Annotated in this window: 7 protein-coding genes and 2 pseudogenes; 7 read left to right on the top strand and 2 right to left on the bottom strand. The window is 40.1% G+C overall.

The genetic code is table 11. The features are described 5' to 3' along the window. Positions 1-182: 182 nt before the first annotated feature. Both ACFIKI_RS07935 and ACFIKI_RS07930 read left to right on the top strand, forming a co-directional pair. Complete coding sequence (locus ACFIKI_RS07935) at positions 183-533, top strand: type II toxin-antitoxin system RelE/ParE family toxin (RefSeq protein WP_375666669.1); 351 nt, start codon at positions 183-185, stop codon at positions 531-533. 1 nt (position 534) lies between these two features. Next, positions 535-858, top strand: coding sequence for a helix-turn-helix domain-containing protein (locus ACFIKI_RS07930; RefSeq protein ID WP_015856199.1), 324 nt, complete (start codon positions 535-537; stop codon positions 856-858). Positions 859-1,998: 1,140 nt separating this feature from the next. On the opposite strand, the pseudogene ACFIKI_RS07925 reads toward ACFIKI_RS07930, so the two are convergent. Continuing rightward, positions 1,999-2,632 (bottom strand): annotated as a pseudogene (locus ACFIKI_RS07925) (type ISP restriction/modification enzyme); the annotation flags it as partial. Positions 2,633-3,059: 427 nt separating this feature from the next. Here ACFIKI_RS07925 and ACFIKI_RS07920 point away from each other — a divergent pair. The 5 genes and pseudogenes from ACFIKI_RS07920 (at position 3,060) to ACFIKI_RS07900 (ending at position 16,467) form a co-directional block, all read left to right on the top strand. Beyond that, positions 3,060-4,820: a ShlB/FhaC/HecB family hemolysin secretion/activation protein gene (locus tag ACFIKI_RS07920; RefSeq protein WP_375666668.1), complete on the top strand. Its 1,761-nt coding sequence runs from the start codon at positions 3,060-3,062 to the stop codon at positions 4,818-4,820. Between the two features lie 92 nt (positions 4,821-4,912). Continuing rightward, positions 4,913-12,490: a DUF637 domain-containing protein gene (locus tag ACFIKI_RS07915; RefSeq protein WP_375666667.1), complete on the top strand. Its 7,578-nt coding sequence runs from the start codon at positions 4,913-4,915 to the stop codon at positions 12,488-12,490. A gap of 51 nt (positions 12,491-12,541) precedes the next feature. Beyond that, positions 12,542-13,117: an SMI1/KNR4 family protein gene (locus ACFIKI_RS07910; protein ID WP_375666666.1), complete on the top strand. Its 576-nt coding sequence runs from the start codon at positions 12,542-12,544 to the stop codon at positions 13,115-13,117. Positions 13,118-13,169: 52 nt separating this feature from the next. Further along, positions 13,170-13,739 carry an SMI1/KNR4 family protein gene (locus ACFIKI_RS07905; RefSeq protein ID WP_375646697.1) on the top strand — a complete coding sequence of 190 codons (570 nt, stop codon included), beginning with the start codon at positions 13,170-13,172 and terminating at the stop codon, positions 13,737-13,739. A 99-nt stretch (positions 13,740-13,838) separates the two neighbouring features. Then, positions 13,839-16,467, top strand: a pseudogene (locus tag ACFIKI_RS07900) (DUF6990 domain-containing protein). 963 nt (positions 16,468-17,430) lie between these two features. On the opposite strand, the gene ACFIKI_RS07895 reads toward ACFIKI_RS07900, so the two are convergent. Continuing rightward, positions 17,431-19,682 (bottom strand): type ISP restriction/modification enzyme (locus ACFIKI_RS07895; RefSeq protein ID WP_375666665.1); only part of this gene is annotated, 2,252 nt, incomplete at its 5' end.

The following is a 19,682-nucleotide window of genomic DNA, read 5'->3' as shown; positions in this document are numbered from 1 at the left end:
AAAACGTTCTTTTTACATTTACGAGCGTTAGGTTTCAAAAGCAGCTTTTCATAAGATAAATAAACAATTATGGTTTTTTGTTACCATTTTTATCAAGTCAATTTTATTAATAATAGTTATTAAAAAATCACAAAATTAGAATAACCACTTGAAAATATACCCATATGGATATATTAATAATCATGAGTAAAATAAAACGTATCATATGGCTTGGTTCTTCACTCAAAGATATAAAAAGTCTTCCTGATCTTATTCAACAAAGGATTGGTTATGCTCTTTATCTTGCTCAGATAGGAGATAGAGGAGAAAATGTTAAGGTTCTCAAGGGGGTTGGATCTGCCAATGTTCTAGAAATTATTGAACGCGATATTCAAGGAACTTATCGCGCTGTTTATACGATACAATATAAAAAATCTCTTTATGTGTTGCATTGTTTTCAGAAAAAATCGACCCGTGGCATTGCAACACCAAAACCAGACATTAATCTGATTAAAGAACGTCTCAAGTTAGCAGAACAATTAGAAGGGAATTAAAATGATCAATGTTTTTCACGGTAGTTCCAATGTTTATGCGGATCTTGGCTTTTCAGATTCCAGAGAGATGCTTATCAAAGCGCAACTTGCTCATAAGATTAGTCAAATTCTGAAAGAAAAGAACTTAACACAAAAACAGGCTAGTCAACTTTTGAAAATGACTCAACCAAAACTGTCTAAACTCTTAAGTGGAGAATTTCGAGGAATTAGTGAAATGAAAATGCTTGAGTGTTTGGCAAAATTGGGAAACGATATAAAGATTATTGTTAATCCGAAAGAAGTTAAAACGCTTGAAGGACATTTTGAAGTTGTTTTTTCTTCTTAAACTTCTTTATGATTTGCTTTTTATGGTCTATTCATACATGGCAATCTTATATAAAAAACGGTCAAATGAATCATACATAAAAAGATGGATTCTTGAATGGATTCATATAAAATAATTGCAAACAAACTATTGACTTTATTTTGTTTTTTGATATTATATCGAATATGCCTTTATAGGGACTGTCTTTATAACAAATGCTTTCATTTGCATTTTTGCTTTCTCTATAGTTGTTATGTTCTTTATAGCCATGGCATCATTTTTCATGTTCATAAGAGAAATGATAAATAGGATAATTGCGATTTATTGTCTGTTATGAAAACACTTATGAAAACATCTAAAGAGAGAATGATAATTATAGAGATGAGCAAAATCCCTTTTAATAAACTTTTGTCAGTCTTGTCAGTTCTTTTTAGAACCTATATCATTTTTTTTAAATGAGAAAAAATTAAAATCATTATATTTCAATAAGTTAAGTTTTATGAATTTTTCAAAATACAACTTATTAAAACTGCCATAACAAATAAATACAACTGTAAATATATATTTGTCAGTTTGTGTCAGTACATTGAATCGACAAAAGTGATCATTTAGTGAATGATTAAAACATGTCTTATGAGAGTATGTGATCTTTTAAAGCCTTTCAAAAGAAAGGGATTATAATCATAATAAATGCTATCAAGATCATTATGGTTGTGAGTTTTGGAGGTGCTTTTTACGCCCCTTTTATATATTTTTTTCAATAAAAAATAAAAGTTATTATATTTCAATATGTTAATGTTTTAAAGAAACAACCTATATTAAATACAACACATAAATACAATCTTTAATATATATTTAAGAGGGTTTTGTAGGTGTTTTGGGGGTTTTAAAAACAGACAAAACCTATAAGTAATATAAGAAAATGAATATACATAACTCTCTTTAAACAAAGCTTTTGAAAAGCATAAAGCTATCCTTTTAGATTACGGTATAATCTTTTAAAGGCAATCCAAATAAGAGTATCTAAAAGTGCAAATGATTTCTTTTTAGAATAACGCATATAAGCACTCTTTTTAAAGATTGTATCTAATCAACTTAACAAGAGAGGTATAGATTATGGTTATAAGACTCTATACCCCTTGTGAGTTTAGCAAGCCAAGTCTATTCAGTTTCTCTAATTTCTAGTTTTGGTAGGTTCTTAACGATTTTCATTGTTTCTAAACTTACTGTAATAACCCGCTGAAATAACTCTAGAGGGTAGGCAGGGTTGCCAATGGTTTCAACAGCATAGTGATTGGCATCATTCACAATACCACTCTTTTTATCTGTTTTTACACATTGACGCCCCATAAACCATTCAAGAGCAGGCTTGCCATTGACGATATACTCATAAGCTTACTTAGGGAGATCTGTCATGATGATATTGCTATTATAAGTAACTGTTGATTTATTCTTTTCCTTACTATCCTTAATTTTTGCGAATTTCATTTCAGTCACATAATAAAACTTTTCGGGATTAGAGATGTCAGTTAATTTTGGATTACCCTTTTTAAAGGTCTCAGGATAAGGTTCTACAGTTTCATAGTTTACGTGCAAATGACCCAATTTACGCCCTGCTGTTACAAACTTCCAAAATCATCAGCATTCTTTACACACGGGATACGCGGCAATTCTTTAGAGAGGTTATTGACATAACGAGTGCGATAATCTTCTGAATGCAAAAGACCGTAAACATAATAAAACAGATCATCTTTAGTGTTTTTTCATTGGGATAAGCAGCTTTAAAATGCGCTAAGTTATGGCATTACGCATTTTCTTATTTTAGTAAATAAGCTATTGTCATACTATTTTTCTTATCAAGCGATAATAAGTGGTAGTCTTCTTGTTGTCTCTAATATGTAACAGTTCCAATAAATTTGGTCTATTCTATGAATAACAGTCTTTACTTGAAGCTCAAGATTATATTACATGCAACACCTTAAAATTAAGAAGCATATAGAGTGTATGATTGTCATTTAACAGTGTCATTGTAAAATCTTCAAAAGCGGGGGAAATGATATGGTTTGCACAACTCATAAAGCAGGTATATGCAGTACAGTCTATGCTTTTCTCTTAGATTTTAGAAGTATTATTCTCATCAAAAAATTATTACGCGGTTGGCGATTTTTTCTGTGACGCTGATGATATGGTTCATTTTGTTGCTCATTTTGAGGACACAATGAATGCATAGATTTTTTTTCATTTTTGTTTTTGCGGCTATTTTGTGCCTTTTTTCGTTGGCGAGTTTTGCCGAAAACATTCGTGAGAAAGCGATTAATCAATCAGAGAGCATCCAACGACAACAAACGCAACAACAACGTTTTCAGCAATTACACCGTAGAAACGAAACCCATGGGGTATTTTTGCCAGACGATGATACCACATCTCCCTATGGTGCTTCGCCTAGTACAACCTGTTTGCTGATCAAAAGCATTGAATTTGTTGGTGCTCAGTTGATTTCTCACACTGATCTTCATGAAGCTATTTCTTTTTGGGAAGGGCGGTGTTTGGGGATTTCCGAAATCAATAAAGTGCTCAAAGCGGTGACCAAGCTTTATATGAAGCGCGGCTATATTGCGGTGCGGGCTTATTTGCCTGAGCAAGATTTAAGCGGCGGTCATCTCAAGATTGTTGTAGTTGAAGGTGTGATGGAAGATATTACCCTTGATGGGCATAAAGTTGAGAGGAGACTTCAAGGAGAAATCACCACGGCTTTTCCAAACCTTATTGGAAAACCGACCAATCTGCGCCAGATAGAGCAAGGGCTTGATCAAATCAATCGGCTTTTCTCACGCCAAGCCACCATTAATCTTGGTGCTGGTGGCAATTCGGGTGGTTCGGTACTCGATGTTCATATTGAAAAACAAAAACCTTGGCTTATTACGCTTTCCAGCGATAATCTTGGGGCTAAAGCAACAGGGCTTTATCAAACGCGCTTGAGCCTTTCTTTTGATGATCTGTTAGGGATCAATGATCAATGGTCGTTTAGCTATCAGCGCTCCATGGATGGTGGTCCGTATCATTTTTCTCATAAGCGTCCCAATAGTGATACTCTAACGGGATCATTTTCTCTTCCCTATGGCACTTGGACAACAGGTTTTGATGGGACGTGGAGCCAATATCATTCAAGTGTTAAGGGAATATTTTCCGATATTATGACTGCGGGCAAGTCTTTATCGCTTACACCATGGATTTCACGGGTTATCGACCGTGATCAAGAGGGAAAAACGTGGGTTACGGGACGGTTGACATGGAAATATTCTGATAATTTTATTATGGGCAGTCGGGTTGATGTTTCCAGCCGTAAACTAGCTATTGCAACCTTTGAGCTTGATCATTCGCGCAAGTGGCTTGGAGGAGAATTAAGCGCGCATATAGGGTTTCATAAAGGGTTGGCAATTTTTGGCGCTTATGACGATAAAGAGCAAGAGAATGCAACAAAAAATTCACCCAAAGGGCAATTTTCCAAATTGTCTTTTTCCCTAGGCTACGTGCGTCCTTTTTCGCTCAAACAATATAACTTTCGCTATAACACGCTGTTTTCAGGACAATTATCACCCGACACATTGTTTAGTTCAGAGCAAATATCGCTTGGTGGTAGTTCCTCTGTGCGTGGGGTGCGTGAGGCGATTTATTACGGCAATAATGGGGCGTTTTGGCGCAATGAATTGTCGCTGTTGTTGCCAGGTTTTTCTTCGAGAATGGGGCGTAAATTTATGAGCCAATTTGCCCCTTATATGGCGCTTGATCTGGGGGCTGTGGCCAATGATGTAAACAAAAACAGTTTTGGCGGGAGCCTCGTTGGGGCAACTCTTGGTTTCCATGCAACCGGAGACATTACGGATATTGATGTGTCTTATTCGAATATTTTAACCCAATCGACAGTGCGAGAAAAGGGAAATTCGACAGGGTTATTTCAAGTACGGGCATTATTGAGATTTTAGAGCAAAGGGGCGGTAAAAAATATCGCTGCGCTGTTTACACCCATATGGGGTGTTTTTTTTTAAGAGATAAAGAATTTTATGAGGAGCTGAAGATGCGGGGATTGAAAAATCAAAAGCATAGATTGGGATATGGATACAAGCTATGGCAGCGCGTTCTTTGTGTTTTGCAGCGAGGGATCCATAAGGGGCTTTCACTGGTTTTAAGTTTTTGCTTAGCTTTTCAGCCTTTGTTGTTGCAAGCACAAGCGCTTGGAGCGCGAAGTCCTGTTGCACAAGAGAGCCAAGGGATTAAAGCAGCTGATGGGGTTGGCTCTGTTTTCCGCCCCACGGTGGGGAAAGCCGGCAATGATGTGCCGCTGATTGATATTGTTCGCCCCAATGGACAGGGTCTTTCTCATAACAAATATGACAGTTTCAATGTTGATACCCATGGCGTGATTTTGAACAATTCGACTGAGGAGGTTTCGCGTTCACAGCTTGGGGGATTGGTGCCAGGCAACGGCAATTTGCGTTATAGCGGTGCAGCAAAGGTTATCCTCAATGAAGTGGTGAGTGCCAATCGCTCGCGTCTTGAAGGCGTGAGCGAAGTACATGGGCATATGGCGGATGTTATTATCGCCAATCCCAATGGGATTACCTGTAACGGTTGTGGCTTTATTAATACACCACGGGTGACTTTATCGACTGGACAACCGATTATTGGAGCCGATGGCGCTTTGAGTGGATTGCGTGTTGAGGGTGGAGATATCACTATAGGCTCTCGTGGGGCTGATGGGAGTGCATTAGATATTTTTGATCTTGTTTCGCGCAAGATCAGTGTCGGGGGTCCCATACAGGTCAAAGGAGATTTGGCTGTTATCGCGGGGCGCAATCATTTTGATTATGACAAACGCGAAGCAACTTCTCTTGGTTCTGATGGCAAAGAGCCGGAATTGGCGATTGATTCCAGTGAGTTTGGTGGAATGTATGCGGGGCAGATCCGCGTGATTGCCAATGATAAAGGCGCCGGCGTTAAAATGCGCGGAGACATGGTTGCCAATGCAGGCGCCATGAGATTGACAAGTGATGGCAAGCTGGTGATTGCCAAAGCACGTGCCAAAGGAGCGGTGAAGGCTCACTCCCACCACGATAGTGTGCACGTGAAAGATCTGCTTTTTTCAGAAGAAGCGGTTGAGCTGAAGGCTTTGAAACATGTTGAATTGGCTGAGCAAGCTTGCGTTGCGGCAAGCGGTGCTGTTGATGTGCACGCCGATGTGATCAAGCTCCAGTCTCATGCTCTTCTAGCAAGCGGTATTGGGAGTGATGGTCAACAGTCAGCGACGGGTTCTTTGCATTTACAGGCAGCAAAGCTTGAGGCGGGGAATGGGCGGATAGCCGCTGGTGATCTCTTAGAGATCCAAGCAGCAACAATTGATCTAAGCCGCATGCAAGACAATGATCAAACAGGGGTTTCTTCCCTTGGCGATCTGACCATTAAAACCAATCAAATCAGCGCTTTAAACAACCATATTGGTGCCAAGGGGAATATTGTCTTGAGCGCCGATGATGCGCTCACTGTAGGCGCTGGACATTATAGCGCCGGCGGCTCTCTTTTGGTGGAAGCAGCAGAGCTTACATCACGCGCGCGCTTAGTGGCAGAGCAAAAAATTGACCTTTATGCGCATCACGGTGCCCTGATCCAAGAAGGCACTGTCTGGTCCAATGGGAAGATAACGCTGGATGCCCATGGTGCCCTCAATCACACGGGTGATATTGTCAGTATGCAGCAGGTTGCATTGACAGCGGGGGGCATGCTCACAACCTCTCAAGAGAGCACGATTTTAAGTTATGATGTGGTTTTAAGTGCTGATGCTTTAACCCAAGCAGGGACTGTGGAAGCTCAAAAAGGAGCATTAACCCTTCAAGTGCGTGATGGGGTTATCAATAGCGGCACAATGCGTGGTGAGAGTGTCGATGCTCATATTGGTGCATTTACCAATCAAGGGACGTTTATTGCAACCGATGATTTGCATTTGATGGTAAGCACACAAGAAGGCGCCGATCCGCAACAAGCCTTTCTGAAGAATACATCCGAAGGTGTCCTTCAAAGTGGTGGCGTTTTTGTTGTGATCGCAGGGCAATTAGACAATGCCGGTGTGCTTGGCTCTAGTGGTGAGAATGTTGCCCTCAATGTGGCAGGGGATGTCAGCAATAGCGGGCTGATTTACGCCAAAAAATCTATGGATCTATTCAGTGATGGTGATTTAACCAACACACAGGGCAGAATTATTGCTGAAGAGGCTCTCAGCATTGGTGGGCTGAAAGAGACACGTGCTGGTCATATAAACAATGAGGCTGGTCTTCTTAGTGCTTTAGCCGGTGAGATGAAGATTGTTGCAACGTCTTTTGTCAATAAAAGCGCTGAAGCGACAAATTCAGACCAACAAAACGCTACACATGATGAAGGTGCACATGTTTTAGCGCGGGATGGTTTGCGCATTGATGTGGGCAGTTTTGAGAATGTTGATGGTCTCATTTCTACGCAAGGGGCAGTTAATATTGTTGCTGATAGTGTGATCCAAGCAGGGCACATAGAGATTGAGCGTGGTGACCTTCAACTGATCAGCCACGGTGATTTAAGCAATAGTGGCACAATAGAAAGCAATGATACCATTGCTTTGCATGCGCAAACAAATCTCAGCCAAACGGGGCGCATTGTCTCTAAAAAGCGGATAGAGCTTTCCAGTGATGGCATCTTGACGCTGGGTGAGACAAGTGAGGTTGGCGCCTATGATGTAACGCTGAAGGCAAGCACACTCACCCAAACTGGGCTTGTGGAAGCGCAAGGCGGGGTACTTACTCTCAACAGTCATGATGTTTTAAGCAATTCCGGTATTATGGTGGGCGGTGTTGTTGATGCGAAGCTTGGGTCTTTAGCCAATTCAGGTCAGCTTTTAGCCAGTAACAGTTTTACGCTTGTGGCAGAAAGCCATGATCCGTCATTGGGGCAAGTTGCTCTGGTTTTAAATGGTGAAGACGGTGTTCTCAAAAGTGGTGGTGCTTTTGTCTTAACCGCAGATGTTTTGGACAATGCCGGCAGTATTGGTTCAAGTGGTGATGGGGTTGCGCTCAATGTGAGCGCTGATCTGAGTAATAGTGGGCTGATTTATGCCAAGAAATCTGCCATTTTCTCCTTAGATGGGGATTTTATTAATAAGTTTGCCGATGTCATTGCTGAAGACAATCTCATCATCCGTGGTTTAAGTGGAGAGCGGGCTGGTCATGTGATCAACAGCTCGGGGCTTTTAGAAGCCGTGTCAGGCGATATGACCTTCGATGTCTCAGCGCTTACCAACATGCGTGAAGGTGGGGTTGAAGTTAGCGATAAAGTAGTTTCTCACAGGTTCGTTGCGGGAAGTTGGGAAGGCACTAATATTAAACACCATCAGATAAAGGAAGATGTTGACACTACAATTAGCCGTCAACAGCCTCATTTTACCAATAATGCTGCACAGATTTTAGTAGGACGTCATCTCACGGTTCATGCCGGTGATATCCGCAATAGTTATAGTTTGATTGCTGCTAATGGCAATATTGAGATGCATGGCGATACGCTGCTCAATGAGGGGCGTGATTTAATCGAAACAACCGAGATTGTAACTGAAACACATCGCAGGGAGAAGAAATGCAGACCGTGGAATGCAGGGTGTCATGCGGGAGGCATTACAGATGAGGGACATTATACTGATACCAAAACAACCGTCCGCACTTATGATGCTGTTTACGGCACGATTGAAGCTGGTGGCACGCTTGATGCCAAGTTGACAGGCTATATTGACAATCATGCGGTGCGTGAGGGGGTTGAGCAAGTTGGCTTAAGCTCTGGCGATAAAGGTTTGGCTGGTGTTAAAAACACCGATTTTGACGGTTCCAAACCACTGATTAGTGATGATCGATTGGACGGCATCATCAATGGTTTGAAAGGACACAAAGGGCTTTTTGCACCGAGCATCCAAACACCCGCACCAGAATCCATACAGGTGCCAACGCAAGACGGGCTCAGCTCTGTCAAGACAGAGTTAGCTGGCAGCCAATCACCGGATGTGCCGTTTTTAGTTGAGACGCGACAGGACTTTATCAACCCAAGTAAATTTTTGGGATCGGACTATTACTTAAAAAAGATTGGCAATTATAAGCCTGAGCACGTGTTTAAAAGATTGGGGGATGCTTATTTTGAATATCGTCTGGTGGGTGAGCAAATCTTTGAGCTAACAGGCAATCGCACTCTTCTTGATGTTGAAGATCCTAATGCTCAAATGCAAACGCTCTATGACAATGCTGTGGAGCAGCAAGGTCCTTTGGGGTTAGTGCTAGGCAAGCCCTTAACGCCTCAGCAGATTGCTGGCATCAAAAAGGATATGATCTGGCTTGAGACCCACCTTGTCGACGGACAAGAGGTCTTGGTACCCCACGTTTATTTGGCACCAAACACTTCTTTAGCACAAGATGTTTATGGGGCAAAAACGCAGCAAGGAAACCTTGCCAGTGCACGTTTGAAAGGCAATGGCGTCACTATAGAGACGGACCGTCTTACCAATAGTGGCACCATATCGAGTAATGGTGCATTGCATGTTTCGACTACGCAAACTTTGTTCAATAATGGTGGTTTTTTGCTTGGCAGCGGTGCTGTCGATCTCAGCAGTGGCGATCTTTTAGCTAACTCTTCAGGGGTTATTCTGGGGGATATCATCACCCTCAATGCGAAGACAATCATTGATGGTACTGCAAAAATCCGTGACACGAATGAATATGGTTTTGTTGATCGCAGTGGGCAGCAGGCTCAAATCATTTCTATACAGGATTTAAACATTCACTCCCTTGGCGATTTAAGCATGAGCGGTGGCCAATGGAGCAGTGGTGGATCGACGACGGTGATTGTCGATGGTTCTGCTACGTTTGGTTCATTAGTGCTAGAGAGTGACCATAAGGAGACATTGGAAAAAGGGCATTATAACGCCCAAAGCAGTGAGCACCGTTTGACAGAAGTCAACAGTGATGGAGATTTGACCATTGTCACAGGTGGTGAACTGAACCTTGAGGGAAAGTTTAAAACCAAGGGCAATGGAGATTTCACCAGTGGTGGCGCTCTCAACGCGATTTCAGAGCAAGATTTTAACAGTTTTGATTTGGATCTGAGGGGCAAAGAAGGCGACAAATCGAAGCAAAAGAATAAGTTTCGTCAACAATCAACAGAAGTTACTACAAACAAAACCACGATAGAAACAGAGGGCAACCTCTCCATGCATGCGCAAAATGGGGATCTCACGCTTGATGCGGCAGGGCTATCAAGTGGTGGTCAGACGCATTTGTCATCAGATACGGGGAAGATCAAGTTTCTGACCAACAAGGATCAAGATTTTAAGGATGTTTATCAGCGTAATGAAAACCTTGTGTGGTGGAGTGAGAGCGATAAAGGTTACCTTAAGGAGACCATCGAGCATGTCACCATAGATGCTAAGGGTGGCATAAAGCTTGATGCGGGTGATGGCTTCGTTGTTGAGTATGAGGCAACCGGTGATTTAGACAAATCTCTTGAGCAATTATCTCGCTCCCCAGGCATGGCATGGATTAAGCAACTGCGTGATGATCCAGAATTATCCAAGCAAGTGGATTGGCAAGCAGTTAAGGCTGAATTTAAAGACTGGGATTATAAAGCCCAAGGGCTGACAGAAGCCGGTGCGGCTCTCGTGGCCTTGGCTGTCACGGCGGTTACGGGCGGAGCAGCCTCGGGCGCTGCCAGTGCCATTACCGGTGCTTTGGGGCTTGGCTCGAGTACCGCCATGAATGCAGCGATACAGGCAGGTGTCCAAGCACTGATTAACAAAAGCGCTGTGGCGCTTGTCAATAATCGCGGCAACATTGCCGGCGCCTTGCATGAGCTTGGCTCTTCAAAGAATGTTCTCAGCATTGTCTCATCGATGTTGACAGCAGGCTTAACCAGCCAACTAACGGAAATGGCAGGTGTTGGACAATCTTTGCCAAAAACCGCTCCTTTTGTCGATCGTATCGCCCTTGAAGCGAAAAAGAACTTGATCAAAGCCGCCATTGGCACAGGCGTGCAAACGGCTCTTGAGGGTGGTTCTCTTGACAAGAACTTTTTTAACAATCTGCGCATCGCCCTGTCTGATACGGTTGGCAAATCGTTGGCGGAAGAAATCGGTACCGCCAAGGCAGAAGGCAAAATAGACACGGTCACACAGATCGTTGCCCACGCCGGTCTTGGCTGCTTAAAAGGCGCTGTTGCGAGCGGTGCTTGCACGGCCGGTGCTGTGGGGGGTGCTGTGGGCGAAGCCACTGCTATGCTCCAGTTTCAATTGTGGGTGCAAGGCATTGTGAAAGAGGAAATGGGGGATCTAAACGGTCGCACCCCAACTGCGGAAGAGCAAGCGCGTATAAACGCAAAGATTGATGCGCAGTTTGCTGACTTTAGAGATCACACCATTGATGTTGCACGGGCTGCGGGGGGTGTTGCCGCTGCCCTTGCCGGTGGCGATGTTGATGCCGGCGCTGATGCCGCAGGTAATGCCGCTGCAAATAACTACCTCAGCAGTGCGCAACAAGCTCAGATGGAGAAAGAATTAAAGGAGTGTCCTGACCTTTTATGTGAAGCAGCAGTGTCTGCGAAGTGGTCTGCGATTAGTACAGGGCAAGATATAAGCTTTGGGGCAGGTATGGTAGCTGGTGTACCGGCTGAAGTATATGGTACGGTTGATGGTTTTTTGCAAATAATCAGTTCTCCTACGGTTGGTGACTTGATACAAATAGCCAAAAATTCCAAAGAGATTTTGAAAGCGCTCAAAGATTTCTTCACCAGTGGTAAGGTTTTGGCTACCCTTGGGCATGCCTTTGCACAGCCCTATGTAGATCGCATTAATAAAATGGAGGAGGAATATGAGCGAGCCGGTGCCGGTGGTTCCTTTAATGCTGGTCTTGAATTTGGAAAATTATTGACTGAAGTAGCAACGCTGTTTTTGGGAGGAGCTGGAACAGCCAAGGGAGCCATAAAGCTTGGCGAAAAGACAGTGATCAAGTTCAATGCTATGAAAGATTTTGCCCAATTCGCTTCCAAGAAAAATCTTGCAGAACTTGCAGCTCAGGGAGATCCTGACAAATTTGCGGCGAGGAAAGAACTGACCAAACTTGCTGCTAAAGAAAAAAAGCTTTGGTTAAAAAAGAAACCCACTAAATTTACCGATAGCAAATTTGGACAGACTAACAAAGCCTATCAGAGAGACGATTTGTTTGATCCTAACAGAATTTCTGAGTGGAGAGAAAACAAAAAAACGGTGTGGGGCACCAATGTTGAAAGGATGGAAGCAGGAAAAGCACCTATAGGTTTTGATGGTAAGCCTGTTGAGTTGCATCACCTAAAGCAAACGCATGAGGGGCCCATAGCAGAAATGAGCAAGGAATCTCATAAAAAATATACTTCTGTGATTCATGCTCCTTCCAAAACACATCAATCGCTTATAGAGAGAGAAAAGTTTGGTAAGTGGAGAGAGGAATATTGGAAGGAACGCGCTAAAGGATATAGAGAACAAACAAACAATAATTTAGGAGGAATAATCAATATGAAATGGAGTATCATAGGGATAGATTTTGACAGATGGGGACAAGAGCATCGACAGTAAATGCTCTACGGTTAATTGAAAAGAGAAAAAAGAAATTTGGAGAAATAATTGATGAAAACCTATACCTTAGATGATGTTGTAATATTGATTGATAAAGTGAATAAATATGATGATGAGATTATCCATTTTCGTACTGAAGATGATGCAGTTGATGATCTTGTAATTGAAAGGGCTGAGAAAGCTCTTGGTTTACAATTCACATCCTCTTACAAGAGTTTTTTGAAACATTATAAAGGTGGGGACATTAGTGGTGAAGAAATCTATAGTCTTTATGAGCATCCTATAGGTGTTTCTGTTAATGACGTTGTTTTCCAAAACTTAAATGATAGAAAACGTGGTTTTACGACACCAGAACAGCTCGTTGTGAGTTATGATCTTGATGAAACCTTTTACTTTGATTATACGCAGTTTCGGGATGGTGAATGCCCACTCTATGTCATGTTTGCGGATGAGGAGTCCGAATATTACGCCAGTAATTTTTATGAATTCCTATGCAAAAGAATTAAAGTACACGCGGGAGTTGAGATACCTGATGGTGATCAACCGATTGAAAAGATTGAGCACACTCCCACTCCGCAACCTATACCTTTTTACAAGAGTTTTTGGAAAAAACTATGGAAGAGGTGAAATTGATAGAGGAAATATGGAGCGTTTATAACGCACGTTTTGAGGATCATCTATGAAAACCTATACCTTAGATGATGTTGTAGAATTAGTTGATAAATATAATGATATTATCAATTTTCGTACCGAAGAAAATGCGGCTAATGATCTACGGATTGAAAAGGAGGAGAAAGCTCTCGGTTTGCAATTCACATCGTCTTATAAGAGTTTTTTAAAAAAATATGTAGGAGGAGAAATAGGGGGTGAAGAAATCTTTAGCCTTTATAAGGAGTGTGGAGCAGATATCCCTGGTGGTGATATTGTTTTCAAAAACTTAAATGCTAGAAAACGTGGTTTTGCAACATCAGAACAGCTTGTCGTGTGTTACGCTGATTTTGGTGAAACCTTTTATTTTGATTATACGCAGTTTCGGGATGGTGAATGCCCACTCTATATCAGGCTTCCATCTGAAGATTGCGAATATTACGCTAGCAATTTTTATGAATTCCTTTGCAAAAGAATTAAAGTACACGCGGGAGAAGAGATACTTGATGGTGACCAACCGATTGAAAAGACTGAGAACACTCCCACTCCGCAACCTATACCTTTTTACAAGAGTTTTTGGAAAAAACTATGGAAGAGGTGAAATTGATAGTGAGAAAATATATAGTCTTTCTAGAGAGCCTAAGTATTACACAAGTAATTTTTATGTAAAAGAATTACAGATCATGCTGGGGGAATGATGATGCAAACCAAAGATGTCACAGAGATTTTAAAAAGACTGGGCTGGGAGCCTTATCGTGATAACGTGGGTGATACTTTTGCGCATTATCATCTTCCCGATCGCATTATTGGCATTGGCTATGGTGTAAAAAATTATGGAGAGAGTGGCAAAGAGTTTTTGCTTTCGGCTGATCTCACCACCGCTGCTTATTGTCTTGCTAGGGAATATTCTAGAGGTGAAAAATCACAGCGTAAATATGGAGATGTGCTGTTTTATGCGAAGGAGGATTTTAATGTTAAAGCTCCAGATCTTTCCGAAAGCCATATCACAACCGCTTTAAACAAAGTGGTTGCATGGGCGCAAGCACAGGATATTGAGCAAAAATTACGCGAGGAAGCTGCTAATCATTCTGCCGTTGCACAAGCATTACTTGGTGATATGGAGGCTTTAAGGAGTGATAGATCTACTCCAAAACTATCTGTGCCAGAATTTGCAGATTATAAAACAATGACATCGGATGATCGCCTGCTTTTTTTTGCGCAAGCCTATAAAAATGGGGAGTTGGATGATATTCTAACGCGCAAAAAAACCAAACAGCGCTCGATAAGCCTCACAGCAGCAATGCGCGTTCTCAAAACACAAGGGTGGTTTTCTACGGAGCCTGGAAAAATGTGGTTGATTTTGCCCGACCGCTTCATTCAATTTGATTTTGGTTTTATACGTCTCCATGACAATTACAATGTCCGTATTGAAGCTGAAATATCTAATGAAATGATTTCTGTCGCTTGCAATTGTATTCACTATAGTGAGGAATATTGGTGCGTTTCTCCTAAAAATATTTATAATTCTTTTAATACGATTGGGGGGGATTTTTAGTGGTTTTGGTAAAGGCATTGATATTTGTGTAGAGACATTAGATGAGCAAGAGCTTATCAAAATCTCTGAGCGGATAATACAGTGGGCGCGTGCCCAAGATTTACAAGCATCAATAGAAAGCAAAACACGTGTTCAAAAGTATAGCTACAATATACGTATAGTCTGGCATTTGGCTTGTTTAGCATTGACAGGTCAAATTGATGTCCTGAAATCTTATCAAAGTTTTTTAGAAGCAGGTACAATTTCTGAGATCTTGGATGACAGTGAAGTAGAGAGATATATTAACCAGGCCGTTCAATTTGCTGAAGAATATCTGAAAATCCTTAATGAGCGAAAAGCCATAGATGATCGTCTTAGTTTGCAAGATTTGTCTTTTCTTAATACAGTTTCTGAAGACTTAAAAAGGATGAGGTGAACAGTTTATCGCGATAAGAACTATGATCGCAATGCTTATTTTATAAAGAAAGATCGTATCATTAATATAGTGTACGATCTTGATAAAAACGGAGAGACACCGCTTGTTACCTTCAAGGTTTCTTTTTCAACACTTGGTTTTTCTACAGCTTATCGATCTATTTTCATCGATACTCCCCAATATACCGTTCTTAAAGAATCAGAAGAAGTTTATGCAGTTTCTAGTACTGAATTGGATGAAGGCAAACTAAAGCAAATCTGTGTGGATATTCTTAAATGGGCTGATAACCAAAACACCAACCAAATCATCTATGATTATACGGCGTTGCCAACAAAAAGTGAATTTTTCCTTGCAGAATTTCACCTTATTGCACTTATTTTGACTGGCAATGTCAAAAAACTTAAGTTTTATAAGGAGAGTTTTCAAAGAAAAAACCGTCTAGGCTTTGTAGATACTATCACAAAATATGATATTGACAACGCTCTTACTCTTGCGCGGGGTTATCGAGCGGGTTTTCCAAAAAACGCTCCGATTTTAAGCTTGGATCCACAAGCAGCATCTGTTGCTTCTAAAACAACTTCTGTTGAAGTGGCAGAGGAAGTGGATGAAGCAGATGACACTGATGATCGTCTCACCATGGAAAGTGCTCATGCACTTTTAAAAAGCCTAGGCTGGTCAACCGAGAAAATCAATGAGAATGACCATATGGCAAGCTATCAATTGGCTGATCGTGAAGTAGACATTCTTTATAACGACGAAATTGCCAAAGATTACCCACAATTTGATAGCGCTTTTATGATTAGTACTGGCATTCTTTCCACCGCTTGTAAATTCATTGATCCTACCCACACGGAAGATATTCCAGATATACAGCTTAATTTTGAAGCAAAGGGTTTAGAAATCTTTGAACCAGAAGTTACTGCGGATCGCTTAAAGCAAGCACTTGATGACGCGCTAAAATGGGCGGTAACAGACATTGACCTTTCTAAAAGACTTCGCTCTGATTATGGCACTGCTCCTTGGCAACAAGATGCAACATCTAAAGCAGATAATACGGATTATGCTTTACTTCATCTTGGCGCTCTTGCTTTGTTGGGTGATGTTGAGACCTTACAATCTTATCAGAAAAGCTTTACGGCAGGTGATCACCTAGGCTTTGACGAAAGCATCAACAAAACCCACCTTGAACGTGCATTAGCTTTAGCCAAAGAAGTAGCAAAGGTGAAGCAAGTGAGTTACGCTTTGATTGAACGGGTAGCAAAAGATTTTGATGATCAACAAGAGGTTATCAGCAAGGAGCAATCCCGCTCGTGGAAAGAGAAAATAGTCAATTTTATCGGAAAAAAAGACAAGAAATAGCACCTAACAATATCAAAAAGATTTCAGAAATTTAGAAAATAAGATGCGCTCCAAAGCCTTGATCACTAGTTGAAAAACTCAACAGTGGTGTGGCTCTGATCATGATTTTGGTGCAAGATTTAAAGGAAATAACCTATTATTTCATAGATTATCAAAATCTCTTTTAATGGATTATTGTCTATTTTATCGGTTATGTCAGTTTATTTAACAGACGAATCTTATGATTTTAGTAAATGATTAAAATGTGCTTTATGAAAAGCATATGCTCCTTTAAAGCCTTTCAAAAGAAACGGTTTATAATCATAAAAATGCTATCAAGACCATTATGGTTATGAGTTTTGAAGATTTTGAGTATTTTGATGGTTCCTTTTACGCCCCTTTATATATTATTTTTCAATAAAAGATAAAAGTTATTATATTTCAATATGTTAATGTTTTAAAGAAACAACCTATATTAAATACAACACGTAAATACAATCTTTAATATATATTTAAGAGGGTTTTGTAGGGGGTTTGGGGGTTTTAAGAACCTACAAAACCTATAAGTAATATAAGAAAATGAATATATATAACTCTCTTTAAACAAAGCTTTTGATAACAATAAAGCTATCATTTTAGATTACGGTATAACCTCTTAAAGGCAATGTAAAAAAATCTAATTCTATTTAAGAGTGGGTTTCTTAAAAGTCTTAAAGCAATCCAAATAAGAGTATCTAAAAGTGCAAATGATTTCTTTTTAGAATAACGCATGATAAATTATTCCTTTTAAGATTATAGGTAATCAACTCACAAGATGATACGTTTAAAGAATTTACAAAAGTCCATTAAAGAGATTTTGATAACGTAATTATTTCCTATCTTGGTTTATCTCATAACAGATGATAAAATAGACTGTTATTTAAACTAATACATAAGTGGCTTTAATAAGATTGGCATACCCATTATGTGAGCATGCTTTATAAGTTATTCAGTTTCTCTTAATACCAAATTTGGTAAGTTCTTAACGATTTTCATGGTTTCTAAACTTACGGTAATAACCCTTTGAAACAATTCCAATGGATAAGCAGGGTTGCCAACGGTTTCAACAGCATAGCGATTGGCATCATTAACAATGCTACTATTTTTATCAGTCTTGACACATTGACGTTCCATAACCCATTCAAGAGCAGGCTTTCCATTGACTATATACTCATAAGCTTTAAGAGGGATATCCGTCATGATGATATTGCTGTTGTAAAAAACAGTCGATTTATCCTTTTCCTTACTATTCCCAGAAAATTTCATTTCTGTAACGTAGTAAAATTCTTCGGGATTAGAGATATCAGTCAGTTTTGGATTACCCTTTTTAAAGGTCACTGGATAAGGCTCTACATCTTCATAATTTACGTGCAAATGACCCAATTCACGCCCAGCTGTTACAAACTTCCAAAAATCACCAGCACTCTTTACACAAGGGATACGAGGCAATTCTTTGCATAAATTATCAGCATAACGAGCACGGTAATCTTCCGAATGAAGTAAACCGTAAACATAATAGAATAAATCATCTTTTGTTATGGTTTGATTAGGATAAGCGGCTTTAAAATGTGCTAATCCTTCATCCGTAATGGCATCACGGCGTTGTAAACCAGCTGTTTTACTTTCTTCTGTAGCATTTGCAAACAAATGGGATTGTTGCTTACTTTTACCTTTTGAAACCGAAGTGTCTTCGTAAATATAGCGTGGAAAACATTGACCAGTATCTATTGCATGAAAATTAGGTAGAGTCCTAGTCATTAAGACAGAAAAACCACTTGCTCCTATACCTGTAATTTGGATTACTTTATTTTCAACGGCTTTTCTCATTGGAAATATACGAGGCATTTGAAAAACTCTATGATTAAAAACACGATTGTAATAGAGCCATTGCTTTGTAAATGAACGATAAAGACTTTGAACTAAACAATTACTTTCAAATTCGGAAAATTTGCCTCTTACAAACTCTTCTTTTAGACTACTACTCCAACTTATTTTGCTCTCATCTGTATTGACGAAATTATCTACAGCATTTTTACGTATTCTGCGATCAACATGTCCATAAGCAGCATTAAAACGTTCTACTTCACTATTATAGAACGCAATCGTATTGTGCATATTCTTTGCTAATATTTTACGGCTTGAGTTGTATGCCCAAGCATCACGACTAGTTTGTACACCGCAAGAAAATGTTGTAAAGAGCTTTTTACCATGACCTTTTTTGTCACCTTTATCACCTATAGCTAAAAAGGTTTTGAAATTGTCATTACGTTGACCAAGCCAATCACCATGCTTGTCTGGTGTAATTATTTTCCAACCTTGTTTGCTCTGTGTAATACCATCAATGCTACCAAATTTTTTAATTGTCTTAAGCTTTTTTTCTCTTGTGAGATAATCTCCAATATCACGGAAATATATTTTCCCCTGTTGTTTGGATTTTGGATTTTTTACGAGAATAGAAATCGCTATAGGGGCACGAGATCCAGAACCAAAAATCTTACCACCTTCTTTTCGCGAAAGTTCTCCAGAGGTTCGTTGATTACCCCGTAAATGGAAAATGTAAAGGCTACTAAATTCCTCAACTAGACACTTGCGTAAACCATTCATAGCATTTGCATCTACAAAGCTTGCATTTGTAACAAAACCAATCACACCACGGTCTTTTATACGGTCACTAGCCCAACGAATAGCACGAATATAGCTATCATAAAGACTTCGTATATTGGTTGATTTCGATTGAACGGCATATGTATCACGAATACGGTCATCTAATATCGGATAAGGCGTATTCTTTGCATTGTCGTTTTCGCTCTTTTGTCCCATAGAATAAGGAGGATTGCCAAAGATAACTTTGATATTTAGATTTTTCTGGTATTCTAAATATTCACTGTTTTCTTTAAACAATTCCTGTAGCAGATTCTTCTCTTCAAGCATCCGAAACGTATCGGTTAAGCCAATATGCTTGAAAGGAATATAATTCCCTTTCATAAGACCATGATAGGTTGCTTCAATATTAATGGCTGCTATGTAATAAGCGAGTAAAACAATCTCATTTGCATGGATATCATAACGGTATTTATATTCCATATCCTCTGGTTTGATGAGATTGGATTGTAAAAGCCGTGTGATAAAGGTCCCTGTTCCAGTGAAAGGGTCAAGAATGGAGACACCTCGTGAACCCAAGCTTGTTCCGAACTCAT

The organism is Bartonella sp. TT121SHDZB (genome assembly GCF_042193415.1).
In the GTDB taxonomy this organism is placed as follows: domain Bacteria; phylum Pseudomonadota; class Alphaproteobacteria; order Rhizobiales; family Rhizobiaceae; genus Bartonella.
Note: the sequence above shows the minus strand (reverse complement) of the source record. Positions and strands in the feature narration are given on the sequence as shown.